This is a genomic window from Massilia sp. CF038, assembly GCF_900129765.1.
In the GTDB taxonomy this organism is placed as follows: Bacteria; Pseudomonadota; Gammaproteobacteria; order Burkholderiales; family Burkholderiaceae_D; genus Telluria_A.
Window position 1 is genome coordinate 112,818 of record NZ_FQWU01000005.1, and the last position, 19,782, is coordinate 132,599.

General features: G+C 60.4%; 22 protein-coding genes. 13 read left to right on the forward strand and 9 right to left on the reverse strand.

Annotated features, from left to right (window positions below; genetic code table 11):
- Positions 1-36: 36 nt before the first annotated feature.
- The gene (locus BUC24_RS23625) at positions 37-1,038 is read right to left on the reverse strand and encodes an alkane 1-monooxygenase (RefSeq protein WP_229448624.1); all 1,002 of its coding nucleotides are present in this window, start codon (positions 1,036-1,038) and stop codon (positions 37-39) included.
- A 274-nt stretch (positions 1,039-1,312) separates the two neighbouring features.
- On the opposite strand from BUC24_RS23625, the gene ubiE reads away from it, so the two are divergent.
- The 5 genes from ubiE (at position 1,313) to BUC24_RS23650 (ending at position 5,570) form a co-directional block, all read left to right on the forward strand.
- Positions 1,313-2,047: a bifunctional demethylmenaquinone methyltransferase/2-methoxy-6-polyprenyl-1,4-benzoquinol methylase UbiE gene (gene ubiE / locus BUC24_RS23630; protein WP_073222728.1), complete on the forward strand. Its 735-nt coding sequence runs from the start codon at positions 1,313-1,315 to the stop codon at positions 2,045-2,047.
- 110 nt (positions 2,048-2,157) lie between these two features.
- On the forward strand, positions 2,158-2,829 hold the full coding sequence (locus tag BUC24_RS23635) for a ubiquinone biosynthesis accessory factor UbiJ (protein WP_229448626.1): 672 nt from the start codon (positions 2,158-2,160) through the stop codon (positions 2,827-2,829).
- The gene (gene ubiB / locus BUC24_RS23640) at positions 2,829-4,394 is read left to right on the forward strand and encodes a ubiquinone biosynthesis regulatory protein kinase UbiB (protein WP_073222730.1); all 1,566 of its coding nucleotides are present in this window, start codon (positions 2,829-2,831) and stop codon (positions 4,392-4,394) included. Before BUC24_RS23635 ends, ubiB begins: the two co-directional genes overlap by 1 nt.
- Positions 4,395-4,399: 5 nt before the next feature.
- Positions 4,400-4,993 (forward strand): methyltransferase, encoded by a 594-nt coding sequence (locus BUC24_RS23645; protein ID WP_073222732.1) that lies wholly within the window; start codon positions 4,400-4,402, stop codon positions 4,991-4,993.
- 61 nt (positions 4,994-5,054) lie between these two features.
- Positions 5,055-5,570: a hypothetical protein gene (locus BUC24_RS23650; RefSeq protein ID WP_143167635.1), complete on the forward strand. Its 516-nt coding sequence runs from the start codon at positions 5,055-5,057 to the stop codon at positions 5,568-5,570.
- 65 nt (positions 5,571-5,635) lie between these two features.
- Here BUC24_RS23650 and BUC24_RS23655 read toward each other — a convergent pair whose 3' ends face one another.
- Complete coding sequence (locus BUC24_RS23655; RefSeq protein ID WP_073222925.1) at positions 5,636-6,550, reverse strand: peptidylprolyl isomerase; 915 nt, start codon at positions 6,548-6,550, stop codon at positions 5,636-5,638.
- Positions 6,551-6,717: 167 nt separating this feature from the next.
- Here BUC24_RS23655 and BUC24_RS23660 point away from each other — a divergent pair, with 167 nt between their 5' ends.
- The 8 genes from BUC24_RS23660 to epsC all read left to right on the forward strand — a co-directional run bounded on the left by BUC24_RS23660 (position 6,718) and on the right by epsC (position 13,541).
- A complete protein-coding gene (locus BUC24_RS23660) occupies positions 6,718-7,032 on the forward strand; it encodes an FmdB family zinc ribbon protein (protein ID WP_073222737.1) in 315 nt (104 codons plus the stop codon).
- A 33-nt stretch (positions 7,033-7,065) separates the two neighbouring features.
- Positions 7,066-7,668: a DUF502 domain-containing protein gene (locus BUC24_RS23665; RefSeq protein ID WP_073222738.1), complete on the forward strand. Its 603-nt coding sequence runs from the start codon at positions 7,066-7,068 to the stop codon at positions 7,666-7,668.
- Positions 7,669-7,698: 30 nt separating this feature from the next.
- Positions 7,699-9,495, forward strand: a complete 1,797-nt coding sequence (gene aspS, locus BUC24_RS23670; RefSeq protein ID WP_178372612.1) for an aspartate--tRNA ligase — start codon at positions 7,699-7,701, stop codon at positions 9,493-9,495.
- Positions 9,496-9,822: 327 nt separating this feature from the next.
- Positions 9,823-10,275 carry a dihydroneopterin triphosphate diphosphatase gene (nudB, locus tag BUC24_RS23675; RefSeq protein WP_073222742.1) on the forward strand — a complete coding sequence of 151 codons (453 nt, stop codon included), beginning with the start codon at positions 9,823-9,825 and terminating at the stop codon, positions 10,273-10,275.
- A 33-nt stretch (positions 10,276-10,308) separates the two neighbouring features.
- A complete protein-coding gene (locus BUC24_RS23680; protein ID WP_073222744.1) occupies positions 10,309-11,058 on the forward strand; it encodes a substrate-binding periplasmic protein in 750 nt (249 codons plus the stop codon).
- Positions 11,033-11,791, forward strand: coding sequence for a substrate-binding periplasmic protein (locus BUC24_RS23685; protein WP_083599121.1), 759 nt, complete (start codon positions 11,033-11,035; stop codon positions 11,789-11,791). Before BUC24_RS23680 ends, BUC24_RS23685 begins: the two co-directional genes overlap by 26 nt.
- 20 nt (positions 11,792-11,811) lie before the next feature.
- On the forward strand, positions 11,812-12,537 hold the full coding sequence (locus BUC24_RS23690; RefSeq protein ID WP_073222929.1) for a substrate-binding periplasmic protein: 726 nt from the start codon (positions 11,812-11,814) through the stop codon (positions 12,535-12,537).
- Positions 12,538-12,608: 71 nt separating this feature from the next.
- Positions 12,609-13,541, forward strand: coding sequence for a serine O-acetyltransferase EpsC (gene epsC, locus BUC24_RS23695; protein WP_073222746.1), 933 nt, complete (start codon positions 12,609-12,611; stop codon positions 13,539-13,541).
- Here epsC and BUC24_RS23700 read toward each other — a convergent pair.
- Genes BUC24_RS23700 through BUC24_RS23730 form a run of 7 tightly spaced genes read right to left on the reverse strand, consistent with a single transcriptional unit; the run spans position 13,538 to position 19,781 of the window.
- Positions 13,538-14,272 carry an ABC transporter ATP-binding protein gene (locus BUC24_RS23700; protein ID WP_073222748.1) on the reverse strand — a complete coding sequence of 245 codons (735 nt, stop codon included), beginning with the start codon at positions 14,270-14,272 and terminating at the stop codon, positions 13,538-13,540. The two genes, epsC and BUC24_RS23700, sit on opposite strands and share 4 nt — an antisense overlap.
- The gene (locus BUC24_RS23705; RefSeq protein WP_073222930.1) at positions 14,269-15,084 is read right to left on the reverse strand and encodes an ABC transporter permease; all 816 of its coding nucleotides are present in this window, start codon (positions 15,082-15,084) and stop codon (positions 14,269-14,271) included. The genes BUC24_RS23700 and BUC24_RS23705 overlap by 4 nt, the downstream gene beginning before the upstream one ends.
- A 6-nt stretch (positions 15,085-15,090) precedes the next feature.
- Positions 15,091-16,071 (reverse strand): aliphatic sulfonate ABC transporter substrate-binding protein, encoded by a 981-nt coding sequence (locus tag BUC24_RS23710; RefSeq protein ID WP_073222749.1) that lies wholly within the window; start codon positions 16,069-16,071, stop codon positions 15,091-15,093.
- A gap of 13 nt (positions 16,072-16,084) precedes the next feature.
- Positions 16,085-17,470, reverse strand: coding sequence for an LLM class flavin-dependent oxidoreductase (locus BUC24_RS23715; protein ID WP_073222751.1), 1,386 nt, complete (start codon positions 17,468-17,470; stop codon positions 16,085-16,087).
- Positions 17,467-18,297 carry a MetQ/NlpA family ABC transporter substrate-binding protein gene (locus BUC24_RS23720; RefSeq protein ID WP_073222753.1) on the reverse strand — a complete coding sequence of 277 codons (831 nt, stop codon included), beginning with the start codon at positions 18,295-18,297 and terminating at the stop codon, positions 17,467-17,469. The genes BUC24_RS23715 and BUC24_RS23720 overlap by 4 nt, the downstream gene beginning before the upstream one ends.
- Positions 18,298-18,319: 22 nt before the next feature.
- Positions 18,320-18,982 carry a methionine ABC transporter permease gene (locus tag BUC24_RS23725; protein WP_073222755.1) on the reverse strand — a complete coding sequence of 221 codons (663 nt, stop codon included), beginning with the start codon at positions 18,980-18,982 and terminating at the stop codon, positions 18,320-18,322.
- The gene (locus tag BUC24_RS23730; RefSeq protein ID WP_073222757.1) at positions 18,975-19,781 is read right to left on the reverse strand and encodes a methionine ABC transporter ATP-binding protein; all 807 of its coding nucleotides are present in this window, start codon (positions 19,779-19,781) and stop codon (positions 18,975-18,977) included. Before BUC24_RS23730 ends, BUC24_RS23725 begins: the two co-directional genes overlap by 8 nt.
- Between the last annotated feature and the right edge of the window lies 1 nt (position 19,782).

The following is a 19,782-nucleotide window of genomic DNA, read 5'->3' on the forward strand; positions in this document are numbered from 1 at the left end:
GGGGCCCATACCACGTCGCCGGAGTCCTTCCGCATGCTATGGGCCCCCGCCTTCGCGAGGGCGATGTAGCGCATACTCGCGCAGCAGTCGCTCGCGCCTCGACGGCTGAAAATTAATCTTCTCCGGATCGCCGTCAACCGCCTGCAGCAACCTCGGATTCATCACCTTGAAAAACAGCGGCGGAAAATACGCCAGCAAGAACATCCCAAAATACCCATTCGGCAGCGTCGGCACATCGGCAAAATTGCGTAACGACTGATAGCGGCGCGCCGCATGCGCATGATGATCCGAATGGCGCTGCAGGTGAAACAGCATCCAGTTGGTCACCATGTGATTGCTGTTCCACGAATGATGTGGCTTGCACGGCTCCGGCTTGCCGTTGTCCGCCACTCGCCGTAACAGCCCGTAGTGCTCGATGTAATTCGCCAGCGTCAGCTGAAAATTGCCCCAGAACGCCATCGCCAGCACAAAGCCCAGAATCTGTGGACCCAGCCAAACTGCCAGGCCCGTCCACAGCAGCGCTGTCAGTGCCAGCGGCTGCAACACTTCGTTGCGCCAATGCCAGGGCGAGCCACCCAGGCGCTGCCGTTCCAGCGCCCACGCGCGCCGCCATGCTCCCGGCATTTCACGGCACACAAAGGCATAAATTGATTCCCCCATGCGTGCCGACGCCGGGTCGGTCGGCGTTGCCACATCCCGATGATGGCCACGGTTATGCTCCACGTAAAAATGCCCGTAAGCAGTGGGCGCCAGCACCAGCTTGGCCAGCGTCTGCTCGAGAAAGGTTCGCTTGTGTCCCAGCTCGTGACCGACATTAATGCAGAAGCCGCCCATCATGCCGGTGCTGATGATTACCGCTAGCACCGCATGCGCAGGCAATGGCTGCGTCGCCACAAACCAGGTTGCAAAAATGATGCACACCCACATCACCGGCACCAGGGCGTATGTGATCCAGCGGTAATAATGGTCCGCTTCCAGCCCGGGCACGGCGTCTTCGGGCGGATTGGTGCGGTCTTCGCCGACGATGGCGTCGAGCAAGGGAATCAGGAAGTAGGTAATAGCGACTGGTATCCACAGGCGCCAGGGTGTGTGGTGCCACAGGTAAAGCACGGGACCGAGCACCAAGGACGCTGGCACAAACAGCGACAGCAGCCAGGTGTGGCGTTTGGGGTCGCGATAGGCGGTCATGGAGGCTCCTGGACGGGTCTGTCTCCTATGATGTCACTGTTGTGCCCGGCTGCCAAGATAACGCTGCGCGCTGTGTGGCTTTGACACTTGTATAATGCAGGCAGTTCAACCGGCCCACCCCACTATGACAAACAGCACCCATTTCGGCTACAAGACGGTTTCGGAAGACGACAAGGTCCACGAAGTCGCCAAGGTTTTCCATTCGGTCGCCTCCAAATACGACGTCATGAACGATTTGATGTCCGGCGGTCTGCACCGTCTGTGGAAGACGTTTACGATTGCCAATGCTGCCGTGCGTCCCGGGTTCAAGGTGCTGGACATTGCCGGCGGTACGGGCGACCTGGCCAAGGCCTTTGCCAAACAGGCCGGCAAGACCGGCGAAGTGTGGCTGACGGACATTAATGAATCGATGCTGCGCGTGGGCCGCGACCGCCTGCTCAACAATGGCCTGGTCACGCCAACCTTGCTGTGCGACGCGGAAAAACTGCCATTCCCCGACAATTACTTCGACCGCGTCAGCGTGGCCTTCGGTCTGCGCAACATGACCCACAAGGACCAGGCCCTGGCAGAAATGCGGCGCGTGCTGAAACCAGGCGGCAAATTGCTGGTCCTGGAATTCTCCAAGGTCGCTGCCCCACTGCAAAAGCCGTACGACGTGTATTCGTTCTCGGTTCTGCCATGGCTGGGTCAGAAAATTGCCGGCGACGCCGACAGCTACCGTTATCTGGCTGAATCGATCCGCATGCATCCGGACCAGGAAACCTTGAAAACAATGATGCAGGAAGCCGGTCTGGAACGCGTGGAGTACTTCAACCTGACCGCAGGTGTTGCTGCATTGCACACTGGCATCAAGATGTAAGACAGATATTCGCGTCTGATTTCTTGTGCTAACGGAAAGTTGGACGCCAAACTGGTAAGATCAAAACCGCCCCCATCCAGGGCGGTTTTGCTTTGAGAAATGCGACAAGAATGCCTACTTCGACCTCCTTTGACCCGCAATCGGCTTTGATGGCGCCCGCCGTCGCCGCGATCAACCATCTGCTTGCGCAGGAGGCATGGGCGCGGGATGCCTTGGCCATGCATGCTGGCAAAGTCGCCTGTATTGATGCGGGGGCCCTGGTGCTGCGTTTGCGCGTCAGCATCGACGGCATGGTCGAGACCGACGCTTCGGATGTACCCGCCAATGTGACCATCCGCGTCAAGCTGGCCGACTTGCCCCTGATTGCGCAGAACCGCGAGCGCGCCTTTTCGTACGTCAAGATCGAAGGCGACGCCGAATTCGCCAACACCATTTCGCAATTGAGCAAGGGCCTGCGCTGGGAAGCCGAGCACGACCTAGAACGTTTCCTTGGCCCCATTGCCGCGACCCGTCTGGTGGACGGCGCCAGGACTGTCTTTGGGGCAGCCATGGCCGGTCAGCAGAAGCTGGCCGAAAACGTTGCAGAATATTTTTTGGAAGAAAAGCCCTTGCTGATCCGGCCCGTGGCCGTGGAAGACTTCGCCAGCGAAGTGAGCCGCCTGCGCGATGACCTGGAGCGCACGGCCAAGCGCATTGCCCGACTGGAAGCGAAGCTGGCGCCACCGCGCGCAGCGCCCGACACGACAACCCGCACTGCCGGGCAACAAGATTTGGACCTTTGATGATATTGAAATTTCAGCGCCTGTTTAAAATCCTTCGCGTGGCCATCAAGTATGGTCTCGATGAAATTGCCATCTCCGGCCTCAAGGTGCCGCGCACGGCCAAGCTGATCGATACGGTGATTTTCTGGCGCAATATTTCAGCCCCACGGGGCGAGCGTTTGCGTATGGCGCTGGAAGAGCTTGGTCCCATCTTCGTCAAGTTTGGCCAGGTTCTCTCTACCCGCCGCGATCTGATGCCGCCTGATATCGCGGACGAACTGGCACGCCTGCAAGACCGCGTGCCGCCGTTCAGTTCGGAACTGGCTATTGCCCAGATCACCAAGTCGCTGCGTGCCCACCCGGATCAATTGTTTGCCACCTTCGACCGCAACCCCGTGGCTTCCGCATCGATCGCCCAAGTGCACTTTGCCACGCTCAAGGATGGCAAGGAAGTCGCGGTCAAGGTGCTGCGTCCGGGCATGAAAAAATCGATCGATGAAGATGTGGCGCTGATGCACATCGCAGCTGACTGGATTGGCCGTGTATGGGCTGACAGCAAGCGCCTCAAGCCCAAAGAGGTGGTGGCCGAGTTCGACAAATACTTGCACGACGAGCTGGACCTGATGCGCGAGGCGGCCAATGCCAGCCAGCTGCGCCGCAACTTTGCCGGCTCCAACTTGCTCATGGTGCCGGAAATGTACTGGGACTATTGCTCCAGCAGCGTGATCGTGATGGAGCGCATGCATGGCTTGCCCGTGTCGCAAATCGACCGTCTGGCGGCCGCAGGCGTGGATCTGAAAAAGCTCTCCAGCGATGGCGTGGAAATTTTCTTCACCCAAGTGTTTCGCGACGGCTTCTTCCACGCTGACATGCATCCTGGGAATATCCTCGTATCTGTCGCGCCAGAAACCATGGGGCGCTACATCGCGTTGGACTTCGGCATCGTCGGCACGCTCAACGATTTCGACAAAGATTACCTCTCGCAAAACTTCCTGGCCTTCTTCCGCCGTGATTACAAGCGCGTGGCCGAAGCCCACATCGAATCGGGCTGGGCCCCGCGCGATACCCGCGTGGACGAGCTCGAGTCGGCCGTGCGCGCCACCTGCGAACCCATCTTCGACCGGCCGCTGAAGGATATTTCCTTCGGCCAGATTCTGCTGCGCCTGTTCCAGACCTCGCGCCGCTTCAACGTCGAGATCCAGCCGCAGCTGGTGCTGCTGCAAAAGACGCTGCTCAATATTGAAGGACTGGGCCGCCAGCTCGACCCTGATCTTGACCTTTGGAAGACTGCCAAGCCTTACCTGGAGCGCTGGATGGGCGAGCAAGTCGGCATTCAGGGCATGGTCGAACGCCTGAAAGACGAAGCGCCGCGCTTCACGCACATCATTCCGCAATTGCCGCGTCTGGTACATCGGGCACTGGTGAACGCGTCGGAATCGAATTCGAACAACGATGACTTGATCAAGATGCTCGTGATTGAGCAGCAAAAAACCAATCGCATGCTGGCCTTCCTGGTGTACTTTGTTGCAGCCTCGGGCGTCGCGCTTCTCAGCTTTGAAGTCTACATGCGCTGGTTCCAGGTGTAGTGTCCATGCCGACGTTTGCCACGCGCGACCCGAACAATCCGGCATTCTGGGACGAGCGCTTCGAGCAAGGCTTTATCCCGTGGGACCGGGGCGGCGTACCCGATGGCTTGCGCGCGTTTGTGGCGACACACTCGGCCATGCGGACCTTGATTCCCGGATGCGGCACGGCGTACGAGCTTGCGTTCCTGCTTGAGGCCGGCTGGGATGCGACCGCGATCGATTTTTCGCCGGCTGCCGTTGCTGCCGCCAAAGCAGGGCTGGGAAAATGGGGCAACAAAGTGGCACTGGCGGATTTTTTCGCTTGGCAACCGGGGCAGCCCTTGCAACTGATCTACGAGCGCGCGTTTCTGTGCGCCATGCCGCGTGCCGTCTGGCCCAAAGTGGCCGCTCGCTGGGCCGAACTATTGCCACCCGGTGGCCTGCTGGCGGGCTATTTCTTTTTTGACGATACGCCCAAGGGGCCGCCATTTGGTACCTCGCGGGAAGCGTTGGATGCGCTCTTGCAGCCAAATTTCGAATGCGTCGAAGACGCCGAGGTCAGCGATTCAATCCCTGTTTTTGTTGGCAAGGAGCGGTGGCAAGTCTGGCGCCGCCGTTGAGTACTGAACCGCTGAGTGATCTAAAGGACGCCACGTGAGAAGAATGAATCGGGCCGTCGCATTGTTTGCCCTGTCTGCTTTTTGTCTGAGCAGCTTGGCGCGGCCGATGGAAGGCTTGGTCAAAATTGGCGGAAAGCAGGGGCCGATTTTGTTCACGGCGCAAGAGATGGCACTCGGCGACACTGTGCAAGTCCAGTATCCAGATCCTGAGGGCAATCCCAAATGCTGCCTCACTGCGGCAGTGCTGAAAAAGATTCCCGTGCCGGACGATGAGGCCGTGTCCGATGAGCCGAACGACCGCCCGGTGCGCGCGTATCGCATCAAGATCAATGCCAAACTGGAAGAGGGGCCATTCGTCGGCATGGCGGTGATCGGCCCCAATTTGAAGGTCAGTGCCTACGGCCCCAACTTGCACATCATGGATGGCCCGGTTCGCATGCTGATGATGACCTGTCTCAGTACGGAAGGTTTGCACCTGTTCCTGTCGACGGCCAGGGAAATGAAAGGCCATCTGTACATGGGTCTGGGCTATGAGGTGGAGCAGACCTGCCCGGACGCCATTTTCGGAAATCGATGAACGGCGCCGCCTGACAGACGTAAAAAAGCCCGCACGCATGCGGGCTTTTTCGACTGTGCGACAGATTACTTCTTGACTTCAGGTGCTGGTGCTGGCGCTGGCGCTGCTGCTGGTGCCGCTGGCGCTGCGACCGCCGCTGGCTTCTCGCCAACGATATCGATCTTCGCTTTTGCTTTCATGTCGTCGAAGAACTTCTTCAGGTTCTCGCGCTGTACTTGCTGCTTGAGCTGTTCTTTGACTTGTTCCAGCGGTGGCGGGGTGATTGGACGGGAATCGTCCACCACGATCACGTGGTAACCGAACTGCGACTTGACCGGGGTTTCCGAAATCTCGCCTTTTTTCTGCGCGGTTACAGCGGCGCCGAATTCAGGCACCATGCCGGCAGGATTGAACCAGCCCAGGTCGCCGCCATTGACTTTCGAACCTGGATCCATCGATTTTTCTTTGGCCAGGGCGCCGAAGCCCTTCATGTCCTTTTTCAGCTTGGCGATGATCGCCTTCGCTTCAGCCTCGTCCTTGACCAGAATGTGGCGGGCCTTGTATTCATTGCCGCCGGCCTTGGCGTTGATCTTGTCGTATTCTGCCTTGATCATGGCGTCGGTAACAGGGTTGTTCTTGATGTAGTCTTGAACGAAAGCATTAGCCAGCAGCGATTGACGCAGCATGTCCAGCTGACGGGTCACTTCTGGCGACTTGTCCAGGCCTTTTTTGGACGCTTCGCTGGCAACCATCGATTGCATGGCCAGGTTTTCAATAATCATCTTGCGCAGTTCCGGGCTGTCCGGCTGGCCTTGGGCCGCGCGCTCTTTGACCATCATGTCGACCACGCCCGAGTAAATCGGGGTGCCATTCACGGTGGCAACAACCGTTTCTTTGCTGTCAGCAGCAGGTGGGGTGGTGGCAGCGGTGCTGTCTTTCTTGGTGCAAGCCGACAGAGCCAGCACGGAGGCGGCGCCAATGATCAAAACGCGAGACTTCATCAACATCGTTAGATTCCTTTTAAAGTTAGCCCGGCTGATGCCGATGCGGCAGGCACGCATCTTACCAGTTTGTGATGACATTGCATCATGTAGAGGGGGCACTTTATGCTGGCATACTTAAAAAAGGCTTATAATTCAGGGTTTTGACGATTTTTGCGGAGTAATCAATGCCGATTTACGCCTACCGCTGCGATGAATGCGGTTTTGCCAAAGATGTGTTGCAGAAAATTTCGGACCCGGTACTGACGGTCTGCCTTTCCTGCGGTAAGCCATCTTTCAAGAAGCAGCTGACTGCCGCGGGCTTCCAGCTCAAGGGCACTGGCTGGTATGCGACCGATTTCCGCGGTGGCACGCCGCCGTCCACCGGCACTGCAACTGGTCCGGTCGATGCAGCGCCAGCCGCACCTGCTGCGCCAGCGGCCAGTACCGCCGCGCCTGCCGCCAGCACGACGCCGGCCACCCCTGGCACCAGCAACACCTGATTGGCCGCGCCGCTAACCTTCACTGAGATTTAAATGCGCAAATATTTCATTACCGGATTGCTGATTCTGGTCCCGATCGCCATCACGGTGTGGGTCCTGAGCCTGGTAATTAATACGATGGACCAGTCGCTGCTGCTGTTACCGCAGCAGTGGCGTCCTGAAAGCTTGATCGGCTATCGCATTCCGGGCCTGGGCACGATACTCACGATCGCGATTGTTTTCCTGACCGGCCTGCTGACGAATAATCTGATCGGCAATTATCTGGTGCGCCTGTGGGAGCGCCTGCTGCACCGCATTCCGGTGGTCAGCTCGCTCTACGGCAGCGTCAAGCAGGTGTCGGATACCTTGTTTTCGTCGTCCGGCAATGCCTTCCGCAAAGCTGTTTTGCTGCCGTACCCGCATGCGGACAGCTATACCATCGGCTTTTTGACCGGCGTGCCCGGCGGCGATGTGAAGAACCACCTGACCGGCGACTACATCAGTGTTTATGTACCGACCACGCCCAACCCGACCTCGGGTTTTTTCCTGATGATGGAACGCAGCAAGGTCGTTGAACTCGACATGTCGGTCGACGCCGCTTTGAAATATATTGTCTCGATGGGTGTCGTTGCCCCCGAGAGTTTGCCAACCAAATAATTAACCTAGACTGAAAATAATATGTCCTCGATGCGTACAAACTACTGCGGCCTTGTTACTGAAGAACTGCTGGGCCAAACCGTCAGCCTGTGCGGCTGGGTTCACCGTCGCCGCGACCATGGCAAACTGATTTTCATCGACCTGCGCGACCGCGAAGGTCTGGTGCAGGTGGTTTGCGATACCGACCAGGCTGAAATGTTCAAGGTCGCCGAAGGCGTGCGCAACGAGTTCTGCCTGCGCATCACCGGCGTTGTCACGGCCCGTTCGGCCACGACCATCAACGACAACCTCAAGTCGGGCAAAATCGAAGTGGTGGCCAGCGCCGTGGAAGTGCTGAACGCATCGGTGCCGGTACCGTTCCAGCTGGACGACGACAACCTGTCCGAAACCACCCGTCTGACCCACCGCGTGCTCGACCTGCGCCGCGCGCAAATGCAGAACAACCTGCGCCTGCGCTACAAGGTCACCATGGAAGTGCGCAAGTACCTCGACGCGCTGGGCTTCATCGACATCGAAACGCCAATGCTGACCAAGTCGACCCCGGAAGGCGCGCGCGACTACCTGGTGCCGTCGCGCGTCAACGCGGGTAACTTCTTCGCGCTGCCGCAATCGCCACAGCTGTTCAAGCAGCTGCTGATGGTGGCCAACTTCGACCGCTACTACCAGATCACCAAGTGCTTCCGCGACGAAGACTTGCGCGCAGACCGTCAGCCTGAATTCACCCAGATTGACTGTGAGACCTCGTTCCTGACCGAACAGGAAATCCGCGATCTGTTCGAAGACATGATCCGCATCGTCTTCAAGAACACGCTCGACATCGACCTGCCGAACCCGTTCCCGGTGATGGACTTTGCCACCGCGATGGGCCTGTACGGTTCCGACAAGCCGGACATGCGCGTCAAGCTCGAATTCACCGACCTGACCGAGATCATGAAGTCGGTCGAGTTCAAGGTCTTCAACGGCGCCGCCAACATGGCTGGTGGCCGCGTGGTCGGCATGCGCGTACCGCAAGGCGGCAGCATGCCCCGTTCGGAAATCGACGCCTACACCCAGTTCGTCGCCATCTACGGCGCCAAGGGTCTGGCCTACATCAAGGTCAACGAGAAGGCCAAGGGCCGCGATGGCCTGCAGTCGCCAATCGTCAAGAATCTCGACGATGCCGCGCTGGCCAAGGTACTGGAACTGACGGGCGCCGAAGACGGCGACCTGATCTTCTTCGGCGCCGACAAGGCCAAGGTCGTCAACGACGCCATTGGCGCGCTGCGCGTGAAGATCGGCCACTCCGAGTTCGGCAAGAAGGCCGGCCTGTTCAACGACGTATGGGCACCGCTGTGGGTGGTCGACTTCCCGATGTTCGACTACGACGAAGAGTCGGACCGCTGGACCGCGACCCACCACCCGTTCACGGCGCCGAAAGACGGCCACGAAGATATGCTCGAAACGAATCCTGGCGCCTGCATCGCCAAGGCCTACGACATGGTCCTGAACGGCTGGGAACTGGGTGGCGGTTCGATCCGTATCCACCGCGAAGAAGTGCAGAGCAAGGTATTCCGTGCACTGAAGATCGACGCCGAAGAAGCCCAGCTCAAGTTCGGCTTCCTGCTTGACGCGCTGCAGTACGGCGCGCCACCGCACGGCGGTCTGGCCTTTGGTCTGGATCGTATCGTGACCATGATGACCGGTTCCGATTCGATCCGCGACGTGATCGCCTTCCCGAAAACCCAGCGCGCGCAGTGCCTGTTGACCAACGCGCCGTCGGAAGTCGACGAGAAGCAGCTGCGTGAACTGCATATCCGTTTGCGTACGACGGAACCGAAGATCGCCTAAAGCTTCACCACCACATCGCCCTCGCCTTCGCGAGGGCGATGTCGGTTTTCTAGCGGCCTTTGCATAAGACTGCCAAAAGCCACACCTCCACATCGCCCTCGCGTAGGCGGGGGCCCATACCATGTTGCCGAATTCGGTAAAGTGGTATAGGCCCCCGCCTTCGCGAGGGCGATGTGCGTTTTGTAGCTGGCCTTTGCTTAAGATCGCCTAAAACCCTACCCCCACATCGCCCCCGCGTAGGCGGGGGGCCATACCATCCTGCCGAATTCGGTAAAATGGCATGGGCCCCCGCCTTCGCGAGGGCGATGTGCGTTTTGGAGCTGGCCTTTGCATAAGATTCCCGAATCAGTTTTGGTCGTCATTCATACGGCCGATCTTGAAGTGCTACTGATCGAGCGCGCCGACCGCCCTGGCTTCTGGCAGTCCGTCACCGGGTCGCTCGACGCACCGGACGAGCCGCTCATCGACACCGCCGCACGCGAACTGCGCGAAGAAACCGGCATCGTTGCCGACGGCGTCGCCATCGTCCTGCGCGACTGGCAGCTCTCCAACATCTACGAAATTTACCCCGTCTGGCGTCACCGCTACGCCCCCGGCGTCACCCACAATACCGAGCATGTGTTCGGCGTGTGCGTCCCGCGCGATATCGGCGTCGTCCTCAGCCCGCGCGAGCATGTGCAGCATGTATGGCTGCCCTATATGGAAGCGGCCGATCGCTGCTTTTCCTCGTCCAACGCCGAGGCGATTTTGCAGCTGCCGCAACGCGCGCATTTGCGCTAGCGCGCGCCCCGGCCTTGCGCTATCCTTGTGTTAATGAAACGACCATTGCATCGGGTTTTCTTCGTCCTGGCCGGCCTGGCAATTGCGTCCAGCGCCGTGGCGCACCCGCATCTGTACATCAAGGCCGAATCGTCGCCCCCTTCCGCCATGATGAGTGAGGGCCAGGTCATCGGTTTTGCGACCGACAAGATCCGCCTGATCATGGAGCGTGTCGGCGTCGACTACGACATCGAAATCATGCCCTGGAAACGGGCCTACATGCTGGCCCAGACTCAGGTCGACACCTGCGTCTATTCCACCACCCGCGTGCCAGAGCGCGAGACCATGTTCCAATGGATTGGCCCCACCCACGAAAACGACTGGACGCTGTTCGGCCGCACTGGCCGCGACTATCAGATCGCGCGTATCGAAGATGCACGCCGCTACCGCATCGGCGCCTACAACGGCGATGTGCGGGGCGACACCCTGCTCGCACAGGGCTTTAATGTCGACACAGTGCCGGACAAGCTGTCGAACCCGCGCAAGCTGCTGGTTGAGCGCATCGACCTGTGGGTATCGAGCATGCGGGTCGGTACTAGCCTGATTGCCGAAAACGGCTGGAGCGAACAAATCGTGCCAGTGCTGACATTCAAACGCACGGAGCTTTATCTGGCCTGCCATAAATCCGTGCCCGATGCGCTGGTCGACAAAATGAATGCCGCGCTTCGCACCATGAACAGCGAAGGTGTTTCGGCAGCCATCGAGCGAAAGTACAACTATGTCGGCATCCCGGCGCGTCATTAGGCACCTGGCCTTCGCTGGCGCCGTGGCCGCGCTGTGTGCGCCGGTAGCTGCCACGATCACCATCACGGCTGAAACGACTGTACCGGCCGTCATGCTGGAAAAGGGCCGCGTAACGGGTCACGCCGCTGAAAAAGTCCATGAGATCATGCGCCGCGCCGGCCTGCCGTACACCATCGCCTTGATGCCGTGGAAGCGTGCCATCACTCTCGCGCATACCAACCCGAATACCTGTGTCTTCATGACCACCCGTAGCCTTGAACGGGAAACCTGGTTCCACTGGATCGGACCGATTTCGCAGGCCGACTGGGTGCTGTATGGGCGCGCCGACCGCCAATACAATATCCGTTCGCTGGACGATGCGCGCGGTTTGCGCATTGGCGCCTACAACGGTGATGTGCGAGGCGAATTCCTGCGCGAGCATGGCTTGAATGTGGAGTTCGTACAGAACGACGATTCCAATCCACGCAAGCTGATGCTCGATCGGATCGACCTGTGGGTCAACAGCACACGTTCTTCGCGCGCCGTGCTCGCGCGGGTTGGGTTGACCGGCAAGATCGTCCCGGTTCATACTTATCGCATGGTCAAACTTTACCTCGCATGCAACGCCGCCACGCCCGACGCCGATGTGGCGCGCATGCATGCCGCCCTGCGTTCGATGGAGGCCGATGGCAGCTACAAGGCCATCGAGCAGCGCTTTGAGTATCTGCAGACGGCGCCGCTGGTCAATCCATGAAGCACACCAGGCACGCGTTGATGAGCATGCTGCTCGCGGGCCTGCCTTTGCTGGCCGTGGCGGATGCTTCGCCGCGTCCGCGTCTGTATGTGGTCACAGAGCTCGGCGCACCGGCAGCCACGCTGGACAACGGCCGTCTGGCCGGTTTTGCCGTTGACAAGGTGCGCCAGATCCTGGCCAGGGCTGGCGTGGAATACGAGATCGATGTGCTGCCGTGGAAACGGGCTTACCTGCTGGCGCAAACGCGCAGCGACGCGTGCATTTTCTCGGTCAGCCGTATTCCGGAGCGCGATGCGCTTTTCAAGTGGGTTGGACCAACCCATACCACCGACTGGACCCTGTATGGCCGCGCCGGCCGCAAATATCAGGTAACGGTGCTTGAGGACGCGCGTAAATATCGCATTGGTGCCTATTTTGGTGACGTGCGCGGCGAAACGCTCAGCGCTCAGGGCTACCTGGTCGACACGGTCCACGAGCGTCTGGCCAACCCGCGCAAACTGCTGCTGGACCGGATCGACCTGTGGGTGTCCAGCACCCAGAATGGCGGGCCGCTCATTGCCGACAACGGCTGGAGCGGCAAAATCGTGCCAGTGCTCACCTTCCGCCAGACCGGCTTGTACCTGGCCTGCAACACCGACGTTGCCGACACATTGATCACCAGGATGAACATGGCGCTGTCGGCCATGAACAGCGAGGGCGTGTCAAACGCGATCGAGCGCAAATACAATTACGGCCCCCGCCGCTAGCTGCAAAAAACGCATATCGATCCTTGAATTGATTCGTTCCCGCTGCGCGCGCGCCGGCGTACGCTGGGGTGATGAAAATCGAACCTGTCGACCATATCGACCAGAGCGGCAGCAAGCCGCCCAACTGGAACCTCGGACCCGTGATCGAGGCACTGCGTGTTTCGCGCGAGGCCACCCATAACATCCGCCACCATGGCCGCGTGCGCGAACTGCCATCGCGCGAGGCGCTGTCGCAAATCGTGGATGGCCTGTCGGCGGCACTGTTCCCCACTCACTACGGCCGGCCCAACCTGACCGACGACAGCATCGACTACTTTGTCGGCGATACCCTGACGACGACGCTGAACACGCTGGTTGAACAAGTCCGGCGCGGCTTGCTGTTCGGCCCGGACGCAGAGCCCGAACATGCCGAAGCGACGATCCAGCGCGCAGCCGCCATCACGCGCGATTTCGCTGCCAGCCTGCCGACGATCCGGGCGCTGCTGGTGTCGGATGTGCAGGCCGCGCTGGCAGGCGATCCGGCCGCCACATCGGTGGCCGAAATCATGCTCTGCTACCCAGGTACCATCGCCATTTTGTACTACCGCTTCGCACACCGTTTGCACCAGCTGGGTGTGCCGTTCCTGGCGCGCTTGATATCGGATATTGGCCATTCGCTCACTGGTATCGATATCCACCCCGGCGCGCAGATCGGCGCCAGCTTCTTTATTGACCATGGTACCGGCGTGGTCATCGGCGAGACCGCCATTATCGGCGAGCGTGTGCGCCTGTATCAAGCCGTCACGCTTGGCGCCAAGCGTTTCCCCACGGACGACAGCGGCGCTTTGATCAAAGGCGTGGCGCGCCATCCGATCGTGCAGGACGACGTGGTCATTTATGCCGGCGCGACGATCCTGGGCCGCATCACCATTGGTGCCGGATCCACTATCGGCGGCAATGTGTGGCTGACCGAGAGCGTGGCGCCTGGCAGCAGCGTGAACCAGGCGCACATGCGGCAGGACTAGATTGCGTGCGCGGTTTCCAGCTGCTGCAGAACCGCCGCCTTGAGTGGACCGCCGGCGGCATCGCTGCGTTTGCGCGGGCGGTGCAAGTCCACATCAAACTGGGTGCGTACTGGTCCCGCCGTATTGTCGAGCAGGACGACGCGGTCGGCCAGAAAGAGCGCCTCATCGATATCGTGCGTGACCAGTAGCACCGTGAGTCCATGCTCGTGCGCCACGCGCTCCAGCAGCTGCTGCAGCTTGATGCGTGTGAATGCATCGACGGCGGAAAACGGCTCATCGAGCAGAAGCACTTTGGGCCTCGTGTACAGTCCACGCGCTATTGCCACTCGCTGCGCCTGACCGCCCGATAGCTGCTTGGGCAAGGCACCGCCATATCCGGTCAGGCCAACTTCGGCCAGCAGTTCGGTTACCAGCGGGTCCTCGGCAACGCCGGGCCCCTTGCTGAAGGCGATGTTCTGGGCCACGCTAAGCCAGGGGAACAGGCGCGGCTCCTGGAAAATGAACCCGATGTCGGCACTGATGCCCTGAACTGGTAGTCCGTTCAGGACGATCTGTCCGCGGTAGTGGCGGTCCAGCCCCGCGACGATGGACAGCAGGGTACTTTTGCCGCAGCCGCTGGCGCCGATCAGCGCAACGATTTCACCCGTTCGCAAGGTAAGGCGCAAGTCGCGAAGGATCTGGCGCGCACCGTAGCGCTTTTCGGCGACGAAGATATCAAGCATTTCTGTCATCGCACCGCCTCATTGTCATAGTTGTCGCGCCAGACGAGCAAGCGCTTTTCAAGTGCCACCATCAAGCTGTCGCTGGCCTTGCCCAGCAGCGCAAGCAGAACGATGGCAGCGATCACGATGTCGGCCCGGCTGGTTTCGCGCCCGTCCGACAGCAGATAGCCCAGCCCTCGGCTGGCTGCGATCAGCTCTGCCGCCACCATGAACATCCAGGCCAGGCTCAGTCCATTGCGCAGTCCCGTCAGCAACGAGGGCAGCGCAGCGGGAATGAGCACCCTGCGCGCCAGTGCCGTGCGGCTTAGCTGGTATAGCTGTGCGACTTCGACGAGCTTGCGGTCGACGCCCCGAATGCCGGACACCACGCCCATGTACACCGGGAAGAAGGCGCCAATTGCGATCAGTATCAGCTTGGGCGTTTCATCGATGCCAAACCAGAGCAGGAGCAAGGGCACCCATGCCAGCGAGGGAATGGCACGCAGGGCTTGAAAGGTTGGATCGAGCAGGGCATCAACGCGCCGGTTCAGCGCCACCGCCGCGCCCAGCACAACGGCCAGCGCAGCACCAATGCCGAAACCGGCGACCACCCTTGCGGTACTGCTGATCACATGGCTTGCCAGTCCATTCTGCACCAGATAAAACAGCGTGCCGGCGATCTCGCTGGGCGCCGGCAGCAGATTGGCGGGGATTAAACCGCTACGCACGCCAGCCTCCGCCAGCAGAAGTACGGCGCCCGGCAGCAAAATCCCGAGTGGCAGCTTCCATGCCGGCCGACGCGGCAGCGCCGTTGATTCAAGCTTGAGCAGGCGCGTGTTCATGGTCAATCAGGCTTTCGCAATCAAGGACTGCGAAAAGCGGGTGTCGACCAGCGTGGCAATTGCCTGGGTCAGGTCTGTACCTGGCTTGACCAGGCCTTCATCCAGCAAGATCGGCGCCGCCAGCTGCAGAGCCTTCAGATGTTCGGCCGACGGTTGCGGATTGCTGAAGTCACTACGCAGTTTGATCTGAAGCAGCGCCACAGGCAGCGATACCTTGGCTTCTTCAGACAAGATCTTTGCTGCGTCCGATTGGTTGGCGCGCACCCACAGACGGGCCTTTTCATAAGCGCGGATCACGCGAGCGGTTTCGGCCGCATGCGCCGCCAGGAAGTCTTCGCGTACGTTCAGGAAGCCGTAGGTATTGAAGGCGACGTTGCGGTAAATGAGACGAGAACCGCCTTCCAGTTCACTTGCCGCCATGTGCGGGTCCAATCCAGCCCAGGCATCGACCTTGCCTTGCTCCAGCGCGATGCGGCCATCGGCATGCTGTAGACCGACGTGCTCGATATCGCTGCGTTTGAGACCACCTGTCTTCAGGGCGCGCAGCAGGAACAGGTAAGGGTCGGTGCCTTTGGTGGCGGCGACCTTCTTTCCCTTCAGATCTGCAATCGTGCGAATCGGCGAATCCTTGCGCACCACCAGAGCTGTCCATTCCGGCCGCGAGTAGATGTAAGGCGTACGAATCGGGTTGCCGTTGGCCTTGGCCAGCAGCGCAGCCAAGCCTGCGCTGGAGCCGATATCAATACTGTTTGCATTGAGGTATTCCAGAGCGCGATTGCTGCCGGCGCTGTGCACCCACTTGATGGCCGTGCCGTCCGCCTTGAATTCTTCTTCCAGCCAGCCGAAACGGCGCAGAACGAGGCTGGTTGGCGAATAGTAGGCGTAGTCGAGCCGCAGTTCCTTGAGCGGTGCTGCGTGCACCGTGGCGGGAAGCAGCGACAAGGCGGCGCCGCTGGCGGCAAACTGGAGTAACTCTCTGCGTTTCATGATGTCCTTGATGTCATGCTGCCGATTGCAGCGGTACGTCGATGGTGACCTGGCGGCCGGGATGGCTTGCGGCCAGCCGCGGGCCTTTGCCGTGCAATTTGTGGCGCAAAGTGCCGGCGGTGTATTCGGTGGGGTAGCGGCCGCGCCGCTGCAGCTCGGGCACCACCAGTTCCACCACGTCGCGCATGCTGTCGTGCGAAACGGCGAAGGCGAGATTGAAGCCGTCGATCCCCGTGGCATCCATCCATGCCTCGAGCTGGTCTGCCACCTGGCCGGCGTCGCCCACCAGTACCGGTCCGCGGCCACCCAGACCGATGAACTGGGCCGCTTCATGCACTGTCCAGCGGTGCGAGGGATCGGCTTCGCTCAGCGATGCCAGCGCAGAGCGCCCGGCCTGCGTTTCGATGTAGTCGATCGTGGCGTCCAGCGGCAGCTTGCTGAAGTCGACCCCGGTCCAGCCGGACAGCAGGGCCAGTGCTGCGTCGACGTCGATGTGATTGAGGTAATCCTCGTATTTGCTGCGCGCCTCGTCATCGGTGGCGCCGGTAATGATCAGCGCCTGCGCGTAGATCAGTACCGAGGCAGGATCGCGGCCGGCCGCTTCCAGGGTGGAGCGCGTGTCGTTCACATACTTCTTTACCACGGCGATACTCGGACCGCTGACAAAGGTCGCTTCCGCGTGGCGCGCCGCAAAAGCAGTTCCGCGAGGTGAAGCACCGGCCTGGTACAGCATGGGAGTGCGCTGCGGCGACGGTTCGCATAAATGAATGCCAGGGACGGTGTAGTGGCGGCCATGGTGATTGATGGGATGAACCTTGGCCGGGTCAGTAAAGATGCCGCGTGCCTTGTCGCGCACCACAGCATCGTCGTCCCAGCTCTTTTCCCACAGCTTGTAGACCACGTCCAGATATTCGTCGGCCAGGTCGTAGCGCGCATCGTGGCCCAGCTGCTGTTCCAGTCCCAGGTTGCGCGCGGCGCTGTCAAGGTAGCCCGTGACGATGTTCCAGCCGATGCGGCCACCGCTCAAGTGATCGAGCGTGGAAATGCGCCGCGCGAAGGTGTAGGGATGCTCGTAGGTCAGCGCGGCGGTCACGCCGATGCCCAGGTGCTCGGTAGCGGCCGCGATCAGCGGCACCAGGGCCAGCGGGTCGTTGAGTGGCACCTGCACGCCGTAGCGCAGGGCGGCATCGGCGCTGCTCCCGTACACTTCGTAGACACCCAGTACGTCGGCCAGGAAGATCGCATCGAAGCGGCCCGCTTCCAGCAGTTGCGCCAGTTCGGTCCAGTAGCCTGGCTGCGTGTACCGGGAGCCTTCATCGCGCGGGTGGGTCCACAGGCCCGGCGACTGGTGGCTGGGCGCATTCATCTGGAATGCGTTGAAGCGAATCTGCTTGCTCATTGTTTTCCCTGTCCGGCTTGCAGTGCAAGCTGGTAGTCTGTTTTTGCGTAGCCGGCAAAGTGCTTGTTGGTCACGTCGAGAAATTCGCGCGAGCGGTAAGCTGCTGCCAGGTCCTTGGCAAATTGTTTGTCCTTGTCGGCGGTGCGCACGGCGACCAGATTGACGTAGTTGCTGGAGATTTTCTCCGTGATCAGCGCTTCCGTCAGTTTAAGGCCCGACGCCAGGGCGTAATTCCCGTTCACGAAGGAGTAGTCCGTGTCCTGCAATGAGCGTGGCAATTGCGCCGCTTCCAGGGGAATCAGTTTGATTTGCTTGATATTGACCGCGATGTCCTTCTCCGAAGCGCGGATTGGATCGAACTTTTCGCGCAGCTTGATCCAACCCAGCTGATTGAGCAGCACAAGCGCGCGTGCCTGGTTGGTTGGATCATTGGGCAGCGCCACAGTGGTCCCGGCCTTTACCTCCGCCAGCGACTTGTGCTTTTTGCTGTAGATCGCAATTGGTGCCGTGGGGATGGTCACCAGGCTGGTGATGGCCAGCTTGTTCTCGGTCGCGAATTTGGTCAGGTACACAATGTGCTGGAACACGTTGGCGTCCAGCGAGCCTTCCGCCAGTGCGAAATTCGGTTGAATGTAGTCGTTGAATTCGACCACCTTGATCTTGTAGCCCTGTTTCTCGAGGATCGGCTTGATGCCAAGCTTGATCTGGTCGGCGTAAGGACCGGCACTGGTGCCGATGACCAGTTCTTTTGGGTCCTTGGCGGCAGCCGATGCCGCCAGAGTGATGCCGGCAAGGGCGACGACCAGAGTACGGCGTGTGATGGACATGAATGCCTTTCGATAGAGTGGATTAGCGATGGTCGATGCGGCGTGCGAGCCGATTGCCGGCAAACTGGATCAGCTGCACCAGCAGCACCAGAATGGCGACGGTGACGATCATGATGTCGGTCTCGAAGCGGTAGTAGCCGTAGCGAATAGCAAGATCGCCAATGCCGCCGCCGCCGACCACGCCGGCAACGGCGGAATACGACAGGAAGCTGATTGCCAGCACCGTCAGCGCCAGCACCAGGCCGGAGCGCGACTCGACCAGCAGCACGCGTGTGATGATCTGGAATTCGGACGCCCCCATGGCGTGGGCAGCCTCGATGACACCGCGCGGCACCTCACGCAGGTTTTGCTCGACCAGGCGCGCAAAGTAAGGAATGGCGGCGAACGAGAGCGGCACCGATGCTGCCAGCGGACCGATCGAGGTGCCGGCGATGATGCGCGTGAGCGGTACCAGGGCGACCAGCAAAATGATGAACGGGAACGAGCGCACCGTGTTGACGAACCAGCCAAGCAGCAGTGACAGCGGGCGGTGCTGCAATGACTGCCCGTCGGCCACCAGGAACAGCAGGATGCCGAGTGGCCCGCCCAGCAGCACGGCCGACGTCAAGCCAATGGCAAGCATGGTCATGGTTTGCCCGAACGCCGTCCACAGTTCCGGCAGCATGGAGACCACATTTTCAAGCATGGGCCGCTCCCTTCCACGCCGCCTGGGCATAGCTTTCGGTGCCGTAGTAGGCCAGTTCGCGCCCAAGCGCGGTCTTGCGCGGTGCGCTGGTATCGGCCAGGTCGAATTCCTCGGCCAGCTTGCCTTCTTCGATGACGGCAACGCGGTTGCAGATCGCGCCCAGCACCGACAGCTCGTGGCTGACGATCACGATCGTCACTCCCAGGCGGTCGTTAATGTCGCGCAGGGTGTCGAGCAGGGCGCGGGTGGTTTGCGCGTCCAGCGCTGACGTTGGTTCGTCGCACAGCAGCACCGCAGGGCGGCTAGCCAGTGCGCGTGCAATGGCGGCACGCTGCTTTTGTCCCCCCGATAGCTGGGCCGGGTAATTGTCTGCCTTGTCGGCCATACCAACCAGATCCAGGCACTCGCGTACACGGGCATCGAGGCGTGGCGCATTGAGGGTGCCGTGGATGCGCAGGGGGAAGGCCACGTTCTCGTACACGCTGGCGTTCTGCAGCAGATTGAACTGCTGGAAAATCATGCCAATGTTCTGACGTGCTTCGCGCAATTCGCGCTTGCTCAGTTGCGTCAGCTCTTTGCCGGCGACGGTGACACTTCCGCTGTCGGGGCGTTCCAGAAGGTTGATGAGCCTCAGCAGGGTCGACTTGCCGGCACCGCTGGTGCCGATCAGGCCGAAAATATCGCCTTCATGCACGTCCAGGCTGACGTCGCGTACGGCGTCGAAGCGCCCGCCACGTGGCAGTGCAAAGGTCTTGGACACGTTCCGGACCTGGATCAATGGCTGTGAAAGTGGGGCCATG